10 protein-coding genes and 1 pseudogene are annotated in these 12945 nt (G+C 36.7%); 10 read left to right on the top strand and 1 reads right to left on the bottom strand.

The window, feature by feature from the left end:
* Nucleotides 1-193: 193 nt before the first annotated feature.
* The 10 genes and pseudogenes from BN1206_RS06825 to BN1206_RS06780 all read left to right on the top strand — a co-directional run bounded on the left by BN1206_RS06825 (nucleotide 194) and on the right by BN1206_RS06780 (nucleotide 12060).
* Entirely contained in the window at nucleotides 194-1201 is a 1008-nt protein-coding gene (locus tag BN1206_RS06825; protein ID WP_052543111.1) for a LacI family DNA-binding transcriptional regulator, read from the top strand.
* A gap of 193 nt (nucleotides 1202-1394) precedes the next feature.
* Complete coding sequence (locus BN1206_RS06820; RefSeq protein ID WP_014566044.1) at nucleotides 1395-3314, top strand: sugar MFS transporter; 1920 nt, start codon at nucleotides 1395-1397, stop codon at nucleotides 3312-3314.
* Nucleotides 3315-3324: 10 nt separating this feature from the next.
* Nucleotides 3325-5331 (top strand): beta-galactosidase, encoded by a 2007-nt coding sequence (locus BN1206_RS06815; protein WP_013642264.1) that lies wholly within the window; start codon nucleotides 3325-3327, stop codon nucleotides 5329-5331.
* A gap of 525 nt (nucleotides 5332-5856) precedes the next feature.
* Nucleotides 5857-6501: a nitroreductase family protein gene (locus tag BN1206_RS06810; protein ID WP_013642263.1), complete on the top strand. Its 645-nt coding sequence runs from the start codon at nucleotides 5857-5859 to the stop codon at nucleotides 6499-6501.
* Between the two features lie 151 nt (nucleotides 6502-6652).
* Nucleotides 6653-7369, top strand: a complete 717-nt coding sequence (locus tag BN1206_RS06805; RefSeq protein WP_052543110.1) for a GntR family transcriptional regulator — start codon at nucleotides 6653-6655, stop codon at nucleotides 7367-7369.
* A 124-nt stretch (nucleotides 7370-7493) separates the two neighbouring features.
* The gene (locus BN1206_RS06800) at nucleotides 7494-7880 is read left to right on the top strand and encodes a PTS cellbiose transporter subunit IIC (RefSeq protein ID WP_013642261.1); all 387 of its coding nucleotides are present in this window, start codon (nucleotides 7494-7496) and stop codon (nucleotides 7878-7880) included.
* 51 nt (nucleotides 7881-7931) lie between these two features.
* Nucleotides 7932-8249, top strand: a pseudogene (locus tag BN1206_RS06795) (amidohydrolase family protein); the annotation flags it as partial.
* A gap of 174 nt (nucleotides 8250-8423) precedes the next feature.
* Nucleotides 8424-9587, top strand: a complete 1164-nt coding sequence (locus BN1206_RS06790) for a galactokinase (RefSeq protein WP_013642259.1) — start codon at nucleotides 8424-8426, stop codon at nucleotides 9585-9587.
* Between the two features lie 20 nt (nucleotides 9588-9607).
* Nucleotides 9608-11071, top strand: coding sequence for a UDP-glucose--hexose-1-phosphate uridylyltransferase (locus BN1206_RS06785; protein ID WP_052543108.1), 1464 nt, complete (start codon nucleotides 9608-9610; stop codon nucleotides 11069-11071).
* A 2-nt stretch (nucleotides 11072-11073) separates the two neighbouring features.
* The gene (locus BN1206_RS06780; RefSeq protein WP_013642257.1) at nucleotides 11074-12060 is read left to right on the top strand and encodes an aldose epimerase family protein; all 987 of its coding nucleotides are present in this window, start codon (nucleotides 11074-11076) and stop codon (nucleotides 12058-12060) included.
* Between the two features lie 42 nt (nucleotides 12061-12102).
* Here the strand turns inward: BN1206_RS06780 and BN1206_RS06775 are convergent, their stop codons facing one another.
* Nucleotides 12103-12936, bottom strand: a complete 834-nt coding sequence (locus tag BN1206_RS06775) for an AraC family transcriptional regulator (RefSeq protein WP_052543107.1) — start codon at nucleotides 12934-12936, stop codon at nucleotides 12103-12105.
* Nucleotides 12937-12945: the final 9 nt, after the last annotated feature.

Here is a 12945-nt window from a genome sequence, read left to right as displayed (position 1 = left end):
TTGAAAACGGTTTTATTATAACACCAAATTAAATAATTTATCAAATAAATAAATAATTTAGTTGTTAAAAGTAAATAAATTAATTGGCAAATCTCGAGGAAAATATTTTTGAATAAAATTGATCTTTATTGGAATTAAGTAAATATTTTGTATAATAAAGACAGGAATATTAGTAAATGGGAAAGAAATAATTATGACAACTATTAAAGAAATTGCACAAAAGTCGGGGTATTCTTCTGCGACTGTTTCGCGGTTGCTCAATAATGATCCTAACTTATCGATTACTGCAGATACCAAAAATAAAATTTTAGAAATTGCTAATAAGCTTGGTTATTGGAAAGACCACCAAGAAAAGGAAATTAAGCCTACAATTGCGCTTCTTTACCGCACTAACCATAAAGAACAGTTGCAAGATGAGTATTTTACTTCTTTAAAGCAAGCCTTGGTAGAAACCGTTAAGCAAGAATCAATGAAGATGAAGACCTTTTATAATGCGGCTGACTTAATTGAAAATGCCTCATTGTTCCAAGGTTTTATTGGAGTAGGAGCAGCGCCAATCGAAAATGCTGAGTTGGTAAAATTGCACGGAGTTTTACCAAATGGGGTGTTTGTTGATACTAATCCAGCTCCCGAATTGTTTGATTCAATTAGACCTAACTTAACTTTAACAGTTAAGAATGCTATTGATTTGTTTATTAAAAACGGCTATAAATCGATTGGTTTTATTGGTGGTGTTGGCCCTAAGCATGATCATATTCAAGAAAATGATCCACGTTCCGTTGCCTTTGCGGAATATATGAAGGTTCGCGGAAAAGATGACAGCAACATGTTCGTTTCAGGACCATTCAGCGTTGAAAATGGTTATAAGCTTGGCAAAGAAGTAATAAAGAAGTACAAGAACAATTTACCAGATGCATTTTTAATTGCTTCTGATACATTAGCAGTCGGTGTTTTACAGGCCTTTAACGAAGAAAATATTAACGTACCAAAAGATACCGCAATCTTGAGTATCAATAACAGTAATGTAGTGAAGTACGTATCACCACCACTTTCTTCTTACAACATCAACCAGCAGGAAATGATTGATTTAGCTTTAACTATGCTGACCAATTTAATTATTCAACCTGATCGTGCGCATATTGATGTGAATATGAACACTAACTTGGTGGTACGTAAAAGCTTTATTCCTAAAGGTGAGTAAATTTTTTAGTAAATAAAAATTTTTTATTTTGAATATTTTGAAAAGAGAATGCTGAAGCATAGCATTCTCTTTTATTATTTACTCTAAGTAAATAATTTAGTTATATTAAATAAATAATTTACCAAAACTGACACTAAGCGTATACTCAGATATGTAAACGATTACAGATGATAACAATTTAGGAGGAAGCATTATGACAAACGGTCATAAAAATTCAGGGAAACAAATAATTTCCTATGCATCATTCTGTCTGGGTAACTTAGGACACGCAGCTTTTTATGGTGTAATGAGTACATACTTTATTATTTTTATTACTAGCGGAATGTTCAGTGGGCTAGAGCAATCAGTAGCTGATAAATTGATTGGTTTAATCACTGGCTTAATGGTAGTGATTAGAATTGTCGAGTTGGTTATTGACCCAATCTTGGGCAACATAGTTGATAATACCAAAACAAGATGGGGAAAGTTTAAGCCATGGATTTTCTTGGGTACTGTAGTTAGTGCAGTATTATTATTAATTTTATTTACTGGAATCTTTGGCTTAGCGCAAAGCAATTGGATTCTTTTCGCTATCTTATTCGTAATTATCTACATCGGTTTTGATATCTTCTATTCATTATCCGATGTTTCATATTGGGGTATGGTTCCGGCTTTAAGTGAAGATTCACATGAGCGTGGTATTTATACTTCATTGGGTGCCTTTTCAGGTGCTATTGGTTGGAACGGTTTAGCAATTATCGTTGTTCCTTTAGTAACTGGGGTAACTTATGCAGTTACTGGTAAACATGAAGAAGGCGCACCAGGTTGGCTTGCCTTTGCGGCCGTAATTTCAGCTTTAGCAATTGTTTGTGCCATTATTGTTTGCTTAGGTACTAAAGAAAAGCACAATTTAATTAGAAATTCAGCCAAGCAGAAAACTACTTTGCCTCAAGTCTTCAGTGCTATTTTCCATAACGATCAAATTCTTTGGCCGAGTTTAGCCTACTTAGTCTTTTCACTTGCTAACACTATTACTAACGGGGTTTTGTTCTACCTGTACAAGTTTGTCATTGGTAAACCAGGCGAATTCTGGGTTGTAGGGCTTGCTGCAACGATTGTAGGGTTCTGTGTCAGTCCATTATTCCCAGTTTTAAATAAGTACATTCCAAGAAAATGGTTGTTTGTTGCAGGTCAAACTTGCATGATCTGTGCTTATCTTTTATTCATTTTCTGCCGTGATAATGTTGTGTTAATGGACTTAGGGTTGGTTTTATTCAACATCAACTTTGCTCAATTAGTAACTGTTTTGACCTTAACTGATGCGATTGAATATGGTCAGCTTAAGAGTGGTCAAAGAAACGAGGCCGTCGTTTTGGCAGTTCGTCCAATGATCGATAAATTCACTGGTGCTGTTTCTAATGCTTTGGTTGGATATGTAGCTATTGCAGCTGGTATGACAGGTGCCGCAACTGCTGCCGACATGACAGCACACGATATCAGCACTTTTAATACAATGGCCTTATATATTCCTTTAATCTTAGCTGTGATTTCAATCATCGTGTTCTTAAGCAAAGTAACTTTGACCGAAAAGAAACACGCCGAAGTTGTTGAAGAATTGAAGACTAAGCTTGCTGAAGGTGAAATCGAAAAAGACGATTCAACTAAAGCAAGACCTAGACAGCAAAAGATTTACGCACCAGCCGATGGTGAATTGATGCAAATGTCCTCCGTCGTCGATGAAGATGGTAAGCCATTCCCAGGAAAGGGATTCGCAATCAAACCAAGTGCCGGCAAGATCTATGCACCATTCGATGGTAAGATTAGATTTACCTTTGGTACAAAACACGCCTTTGAGATTGTCTCAGATAATGGCTTGCAAGTAGTCGTCCACGTTGGTCTTGGAACAGTAAACTTGCGTGGTGAAGGCTTTGAAACGTATTATGATGATGGACAAGAAGTCAAGAAGGGCAACTTATTACTAGAATTTGATCGTGATTTGGCTCTTAAGAATGGCTACAAGGATACGATCATTACCTTCTACACTCAACCAGGTAGAATTAAAAAAGCTAGTCCAATTAAAGCAGGTTCTACTGTAAAACATGGTGATGAAGTAGTAGAAGTCCAGTTTAAGTAGAGGTTTAAAAATGACAAAAACATTATCACGTTTTCTTTATGGTGGAGACTACAATCCCGATCAATGGACAGAAGAAACATGGCCTGAAGACATTAAGGTCTTTAAAAAGGTAGATTTAAATTCAGCTACAATTAATATTTTCTCTTGGGCAGTTCTTGAACCTAGAGAAGGAGTCTATGACTTTTCTAAATTAGACAAGATCGTTCAAGAATTATCTGATGCAAACTTTGATATTGTGATGGGTACGGCAACAGCCGCAATGCCAGCCTGGATGTTTAAAAAGTATCCGGATATCGCAAGAGTTGATTACCAAGGCAGACGTCACGTCTTTGGTCAGCGGCACAATTTCTGTCCGAACAGCAAGAATTATCAAAGACTGGATAGTGAGTTAGTTGAAAAATTGGCCCAGCACTACGCTGACAATCCGCATATCGTAGTTTGGCACGTGAACAATGAATACGGTGGCAACTGCTACTGTGGAAATTGTCAAAACGCCTTCCGTGACTGGTTGAGAAACAAATACAAGACCTTGGGTGCGCTCAACAAGGCTTGGAACATGAATGTTTGGAGTCACACGATTTATGACTGGGATGAAATTGTTGTTCCAAACGAGTTGGGGGATGCATGGGGTCCAGAAAGTAGCGAAACCATTGTTGCTGGCCTTTCAATCGACTACTTGCGCTTTCAATCCGAAAGTTTGCAAAACCTCTTCAAGATGGAAAAGGCAGTCATCAAGAAGTACGATCCTGAAACGCCTGTAACTACTAACTTCCACAGTTTGCCAAACAAGATGATTGACTATCAAAAGTGGGCCAAGGATCAAGATATTATTTCCTATGATAGTTATCCAACTTACGACGCACCTGCTTATAAGCCAGCATTCTTGTATGACTTAATGAGAAGCCTTAAGCATCAACCATTTATGTTAATGGAATCTGCACCTTCACAAGTTAACTGGCAATCTTACAGTCCACTAAAGCGTCCAGGTCAAATGGCCGCAACTGAATTGCAAGCTGTTGCTCACGGTGCTGACACTGTTCAGTTCTTCCAATTAAAGCAAGCAGTGGGTGGTTCCGAAAAATTCCACAGTGCAATTATTGCTCATTCACAAAGAACTGATACTAGAGCCTTCTGTGAATTGGCTGATTTGGGTCAAAAATTAAAGGAGGCTGGTCCAACAATCTTAGGTTCAAAGACTAAAGCTAAAGTCGCAATTGTCTTTGATTGGAGCAACTTCTGGTCATACGAATATGTTGATGGCATTACTCAAGATTTGAATTATGTTGACTCAATTTTGGACTACTACCGTCAATTCTATGAACGCAACATTCCAACCGATATTATTGGTGTTGATGATGACTTTAGTAACTATGACTTGGTTGTTGCACCAGTGCTTTACATGGTTAAAGCAGGTTTAGCTGAAAAGATCAACAGCTATGTTGAAAAGGGCGGCCACCTCGTTACTACCTACATGTCAGGTATGGTTGATTCAACTGACAATGTTTACCTTGGCGGCTATCCTGGTCCATTGAAAGATGTCACCGGCATCTGGGTTGAAGAAAGCGACGCAATGGTTCCAGGTCAAAAAGTTAGAGTCACGATGGATGGCAAAGAATACGAAACTAACTTAATGTGTGATTTGATTCATCCAAATAAGGCCAAAGTTTTGGCAAGCTACGCTGATGAGTTTTACACTGGCACTGCTGCGATTACTGAAAATGATTATGGCAAAGGCAAGGCTTGGTACGTTGGAACCAAGTTAGGTCACCAAGGTTTGACACAATTATTCAACCACATTGTGCTTGAAACTGGAGTTGAATCATTAGTTTGCGACAGCCATAAGCTTGAAGTAACTAAGCGTGTCACAGCAGATGGCAAGGAACTTTACTTCGTGCTTAACATGAGCAATGAAGAAAGAGAATTGCCAAATAAATTTGCGGATTATGAAGACATCTTAACTGGCGAAAAAGCTAAGAGTTCAATGAAAGGATGGGATGTCCAAGTCTTAACCAAGTAACAAATCCTATTTCTTTCCCTCGAATTTAGATCAATAAATAAGGAAGCTAGGCGAAATTTCTAACTTCCTTTTGAGTACCCCAGAACGTGGCGTGGAAGAGTTGAGAAAATTGTTGCCTGACACGCTTGTCTTGGATGGCAAGAGGGTGAATGACATTTCAAGAATAGAGCTTAAACAATGGTTAAAGTGTAATAATATCACTTAACTGTGAATATAGTATAAATAAAAAGACCACTGACGGAATAAATCAGTGGTCTTTTTATATGCGAACAAGTGCATCATTATTTCCAATGCACTAGGATGTTTGGAAAAACGTGACTATATCAAGAGATGAAAATGTAGTCATCGAAATAGCTAACTTTCATTAGCTAAATCTAATATTATTATAGTACATATCTAGATAATAAAGGGAGTTATTTATCCTTTTTGTTTACGCCTTTTTCAATAATATAAGAGCGACATTATGACTAATATGCTTTATACTAGTGATGTAAGCGATAAGAAATAACGATGGAGGCTTAAAAAATGAGTATAGTAAATAATGATTTTCATAAAATTTTGACTGAAAGACATTCAGTACGTAGATTTGATCCATCCATAAAAATTAGTCATGAAGAAATGAATGAAATGCTGGAAGAAACTATCACTGCTCCTTCCGCATGCAATTTGCAAGCCTGGAAATTCATAGTTGTTGATACAAAAGAGGGTAGAGAGAAGCTGCACCAATACTTTATGCCTTTTAACTTCCCGCAAGTTGATAATAGCTCTGCCATAGTCCTATTCTTCGGTAACACGTTGGCTTTCAAGAAATACAGTCAATTATGGCACAGCATGTATGAAGAAAAGAAAGTAACTAAGGAAGCAATGGAAGCGGCTTTAAATACATTCATGCCACTATATGAAAAGGCACCACAAGAAATGTTAGTTGCGGATTCGATGGTTGATTCTTCACTTGCTGCCATGCAATTTATGTTGATTGCACGTGAGCACGGTTATGACACTAATGCGATGGCAGGTTATGATGCTAAAAAGGCTGCAGCCGTGATGGGACTTGATCCTAAGCAATACGTACCAGTAATGGCAATTGCGATTGGTAAGCACGATCCAAAGGCTGAAGATGAGATTACAACTACTAGATATCCACTTTCAGAATTGGTTGATTATGAATAGATAAGAAAAAACGAAGATTAGGGATAGGTTGAATACCTATCTCTTTTTTTGTAAACCAAAATAAAAATCATACGGTATGATATACATGCACTAAAAAAGCAAGCATGTTAGAACAAATATGATATAACAAATCATGAATTGAGATGAGAATATGAAAGATACGCCTAAATATTTAGCAATCGCAGAAAAGCTAAAACATGAGATTGAAACAGGGGAATATCAACCTAATGATCAACTTCCTAAAGAATTCGATCTAGCAAGATCATACAATGTTAGTCGCATCACGGTTCGTAATGCTATGAAAGAGTTGGAAAGCCAAGGCCTAATCTATCGAATCCAAGGTGCAGGCACTTATGTAAAGGAACGTAATTTAATGCATGCTACAGTAGATTCAAATCAATTGGAATTAATCAATCTTAAAAAGTACAAATTGAAATTGCTTGATTTTGAAGTAGGGCAAGTAATTCCAAAAATCACAGAAGCCTTAAATGTTCAGCCATATGATATCGTCTATACAATAAAACGAGCAGCAATAGCAACAAATAAGCAACTTGTGGCTTTTCAAAAAATTTGTATTCCTGCCAAAGTAATCCAAGGCCTGAATATGGAAATGATGGAATCTTCAATATATCCATTAATCCAACAAAAACTTAATGTTAAGCCTGCTAAGGCAACACGCGAAATTTCCTTAGTTCATGCTGATCAGGATTTGATTGCTAAAGGCGAAGTAAAAGGTCAAGTTGAAGAAAAGGAACCACTACTTAAATGGCTGCAAAAATCATATTTGAGTGGTGGCCGGGCGTTTGAATGGAACGAAACTTACTACCGCATAACAAAATTTCCAATAAAAGAAGCAATTGTCTTATAGATTTAAAAGGAGAGAATAATAAAAATTCTCTCTTTTTGTTATAACAATATTGGCGAAACAAAATATGTTATATCATATATTTGCAAGTGAGATGTAGACGGTTACAAAAAGAGGGAGAGAAATTATGAGTAGTAATTCGACGCCATCGGGTTTAAAGAAATTCGAAAATGGTTTTATCAGAATTGCCGGAAAAATTTCCGGTAACAGATTATTATTAACGCTGCGTGATACATTTGTACTTGTCGCAGCTACGACTATGATTGCCGGTTTCGGTATCATGATCCAAAATGTTATCGTAGACCCAATGAATGGTTTAATTTTCGGTAAGCAAGGCCTTCAATTAGGTCGTTTAATTTCCAGATCTTGGGCCACTTGGCAACAAAGTGGATTTGAACATGGACTGCAAACTGTAGCAAACTTAATCGCTCTGGTTTCTAACGGTATATTAAACTTTTTTCGCTTTGCTTCTAGTAGTAATTTTCAGTTGGAAAGTCTCAACCAGATTCTTTAGAGACAGAACAGAGCACATGACAGATGTTCTATTTGGACTTGCAGCATTCTTTATAAGAATGTAGGAAAAGCTATTGAATCAGGTGTGAAGTTAGCTTTGGGGACTGATGCTGGTACTTTCATGAATCCACTTAAAGATACGGCTAAAGAACTTACCGAATTAACTAAAGCTGGTGCTAGCAATTATCAAGCACTTTGCGCGGCTGGTTTAGGATCTGCGGAATTGCTTAAGATTGATCAAGATTACGGTTCTTTAGAAGTAGGAAAATATGCAGATTTCTTAGTGCTGAAAGATAATCCGTTAAAAGACGTATCTGCAGTTGAACAAGCTGATAAACAAGTTTACCAACATGGTGAAAGAAAATTTTAATAAGCAAAATGGTCTTAGTGTGAGCTAAGGCTATTTTTTTGCAGACAAGCGTCTGGCTTTTTTAATTCATCTAATTAAACATTTTATTTATTCTAGTAAACTATTTACTAAAAGAAGTGAAAGAGATATACTAGTAGCTGAAAACGATTACAGTACAAATTTGAGGTACAAACAATGAATAAAGAAGAATTACTTACTGAATACGAAAAAACTTTTGGTGAAAAGGGACAAGATGTATTCTTCTCACCAGGTAGAATTAATGTTATTGGTGAACACACCGACTATAATGGTGGGCATGTTTTCCCAGCCGCAATTAGCTTAGGTGTTTATGGCGTTTATGGTCCAAGAGAAGACAAGAAAGTACGTCTTTTCTCAGGCAATGTTGATGGTGATATCGTCGAATTTGATATTGATGATACCACTGTAGAGAAAGACGATCGTTTCTGGGCTAACTACTTTAAAGGCATGATCACTTACTTACGTGAAAAATACGACAACATCAATCATGGCTTTAACCTGTATATTAAAGCCAACTTACCATCAGGCTCAGGCTTATCATCAAGTGCTGCCATCGAAATGTTGATGGGGATTATCTTAAAAGATGAATTCAACTTAGATGTTGATCGGATTGTATTAGCTAAGATGGGTCAAAGAACCGAAAATGAATTTGTAGGCTTGAACTCAGGTATTATGGATCAATTTGCCTGCATTATGGGCAAAAAAGATAGTGCCATTTTCCTCGATTGCAATACTTTGAAATATGAATACATGCCACTTGCTTTAGGCGAATATGAAATTATTATCATGGCCACTAACAAGCCACATACTTTAGCTGATTCTGCATATAATGACCGTGTTCGCGAATGTCATGATGCAGTTAAGAAATTACAACAAAAGCTTGATATTAAGGCTCTAGGTGAGTTAGATAACGACACTTTCGATGAATATTCTTACCTTATTGATAATGAGACAGAGCTAAAGCGTGCTCGTCATGCCGTTAGTGAAAACCAAAGAACCTTACGCGCAACTAAGGCGATGAAAGATGGCGACTTAGAGAAGTTGGGTCGCTTGATCGATGCTTCACACGTTTCACTTCATTATGATTATGAAGTAACTGGTAAGGAACTCGATACGTTGGCTGAAGCTTCATGGAAGCAACCGGGTGTATTGGGTGCCAGAATGATTGGTGGTGGCTTCGGTGGTAGTGCAATTGCTATTGTTAAGAAGTCAGAAGCAGAAAACTTTAAGAAAAATGTTGGCGATATCTACCGTGACAAGATTGGTTACGATGCCAGCTTCTATGATGCAGAAATCGTTGATGGTACTAAGAGAATATAATTTTTATGGAAGGGTAAGTTATGAAGGTTATTGAAAAGTTTGCGGATAAAGTAATTAGTAGTGGTGCTTATAAGCCGCTTGATCGTGTTTATGTAATTAATAAAATTCGTGGTCTGGTTGGTGATCATGATGAAGAAGAAAATGATCAAGCAGCTGTTAAACAATTAGTAGATATGGCTGTGAAGAATAAAAAAATACCAGATGATGTAACTTCACGGGAGGTGCTGAATGATCAACTGTATGATTTAGCAACCCCAACTCCATCTGAGACTAATAGTATCTTTTGGCAAAAAATGGAAAAATCTTCTGAAAAAGCAACTGATTGGTTTTATAAGCTTTGTGTAAACAACAATTACGTTAAAAAAGAAGCTATTGCCAGAAATGTTGTCTTTTCAGGAACTAGTTCAAAAGGACATGGCCTTGAAATTACGATTAATTTGTCCAAGCCAGAAAAAGATCCAAAGGCTATCGCAGCAGCGGCTCATGCAACTGGCAAAAAATACCCACAATGTGCTCTTTGCCTTGAAAACGAAGGCTACTTAGGTGGCTATGGTAAAAATGCTCGTTCTAATTTGAGAATTATTCGCATGAATATTGCTGGTCGTCCTTGGGGCTTCCAATATTCACCATATGCTTACTTCAATGAGCATTGTATTTTCTTGGATCAAAAGCATATTCCCATGGTTATTAACCAGCAGACTTTGATTAACTTAGTTGAAATTGAAAAGACTTTCCCACATTACTTTGTTGGTTCAAATGCTGATTTACCAATTGTTGGTGGCTCAATGTTAGCTCATGAGCACTATCAAGGTGGTCGTCATACCTTCCCAATGATGAAGGCTAAGATTAAGAAATCTGTTGTCTTTAATGAATATCCAGATGTTAAGGCTGGGATTGTTGATTGGCCAATGAGTGATTTGCGCCTTATTAGTAATAATTCACTTGATCTAATCGATCTTGGTAGCCAAATTATTAAGTTCTGGGATCAATATTCTGATGCTGATCGTGATATTAAGGCCTTTGATGGAGAAACGCGTCATCATACGGTAACTCCTATTATGCACCGTGAGGGTAAGGGCTTTGTGCTTGATTTGGTACTGCGTGATAATAATACTAATAAGGATTATCCACTGGGTATTTTCCACCCACATAAGCAGTTGTGGCACATTAAGAAAGAAAATATTGGCTTAATTGAAGTTATGGGACGTGCTATTTTACCAGGTCGTCTGAAGAGTGAACTTGAAGAAGTTAAGAAATATTGGCTTGGCGAAGATAATGACATGGCAGATAGTCATAAAGAATGGGCTGACAAAATTAAGTCAGAACAAAACATTACTAAGGACAATGTCGATCAAGTAATGGAACAAGCTTTGGTTGAAGTCTTCGAGCAAGTTTTGCAAGATGCCGGTGTGTTTAAGAACAATGCAGATGGCGACAAGGGCTGGAATAAATTTATCTCAACTTTGATTGAAAATGTAGGTTAATAATGAAAACTTCTTTTATAAAATATGGCAGAAAAGATAGTAGAGATCTATGCGAAATCACATTGACAAATGATCATGATATGGTCGTCAATGTTCTGAATTATGGTGCCACTCTTGAAAAAGTACTGCTTAATGGTGAAAATATGATTTTATCATTGAAGTCACCAGCGGATTATTCAAGAGAACGCAACTTCTTAGGCGGTACCGTTGGTAGAATTGCAGGACGCGTGCGTGAAGGACAGTGGAAGCATGGTCAAGAAATCCATCAATTGCCGTTAAATGATGGTGAAAATCATATTCATGGCGGTATTGGAACTGATATGCAAGTCTGGAATTTTAGGCCATCTTGTGATGGAAAAACTGCTAAAGTAGATTTAACTTTATTTGATCCAGATGGGCATAATGGTTATCCTGGTAATTTAAAATTACATGCTTGCTATGAGCTTGATAATGAAAATACTTTGCGTTATTCCTTAGAAGCTGTTAGTGATAAACTGACTATTTTTAATCCGGTTAACCATACTTATTTCAATTTAGGCGATCGAGCAGAGAATTTGGATTTACAAATGAACGCAGATTATTATTTGCCCGTTGATAAAACAGGTTTACCTGATCGTGGCATGGAAGAAGTTGAAGGTACAGCTTTCGATTTTAGACAAAAGAAGCGAGTAGGGGATGCATTACATAGTAATGATGCTCAAATCAAACTTCGCAATGGATTGGACCATCCGTTCATTTTAAATGGCAATCTGCCGAATGCAGTGTTGAGTTCAAATAAGCATAAATTGACTGTGACAACAAATGCTCCAGCGTTAGTGCTTTATGCTGGTAATCATTTTGATCATACAGGTATCCCTGATAATATTGGTCAATATGATGGATTGACCTTTGAAGCACAGTGTCCACCAGCTGAAGGTAATGATTTAGGTCAAATTACTCTTTTGCCGAATGAAAAGTTTAAGCGGACCGTTGATTGGAAATTTGAATAAAGTAAAAAGATGATTGCCCAACAAAGCAATCATCTTTTTACTTTATTTAGTATTCATTTGGCGAAAAATTTTAGGACTAAAACCAGAATATTTCTTAAAAGCCTTAGAAAAAGTAAATTCATCAATATAACCTACTGCTTCAGCAATTTGTCGAATGGAGTTTGGACTATCTTTTAATCTATTTTTAGCTTCTTCCATACGAATTTTTATTAAAAATTTTTGCGGTGAAGTATTAAAACCATTTTTGAAAAGATTATATAAGTAGCTGCGAGAAACATCGAGTTTATTACATAGAGATGCTATTGAACAACTATGATCATCATAATTATCATGCAGATATTTGGATGCTATTTTTAATTGTTCTGAATTAGCAATATGTTGCTTTTTCTTCTTAACGGGATATTCTGTGTCAAGATAATAAAAAGTTTGATAAATTAGGGATTCTGTTAGTAAGTCATTAGTTAGCACATTGGGATTATGAACTACTTCAAATAGTTTATTTAAGCTTTTGCAAAAATTAGAACCTTCGACCTGCCTTAAGTAATGCTTTGAAGACAAAATAGAGCCTGATAGCATTGTGGCAATTTTTAAGCCAGATAATCCAATCCAAAAGTATGTCCAGGGTTCCTTACCGTCTGCTTGATAAAAACAGGGAACCCCCTTAGGCAGAATAAATATGTCTCCAGCTTTAAGTTGAACTGCTTCATGATTTGCAGAGGAAAAAACGCCTTTCCCTTTAAGTATATAATGAATAACGTAATTCTTTCGCACATTATTTCCTGTGAAGTAGTAATTAGGTAAGCAACTTTCCTTGCCGAAAAATAGGACGTTACTTTCCAGGCTAATATCATTTAAGGTTTTGTATTCACCCTTCATTTTTATTCC

It is taken from the genome of Lactobacillus sp. OTU4228 (genome assembly GCF_001006945.1).
Taxonomy (GTDB): domain Bacteria; phylum Bacillota; class Bacilli; order Lactobacillales; family Lactobacillaceae; genus Lactobacillus; species Lactobacillus amylovorus.
The sequence above is the reverse complement of the archived record's forward strand: the minus strand, read 5'-3'. Positions and strand labels throughout refer to the sequence as shown.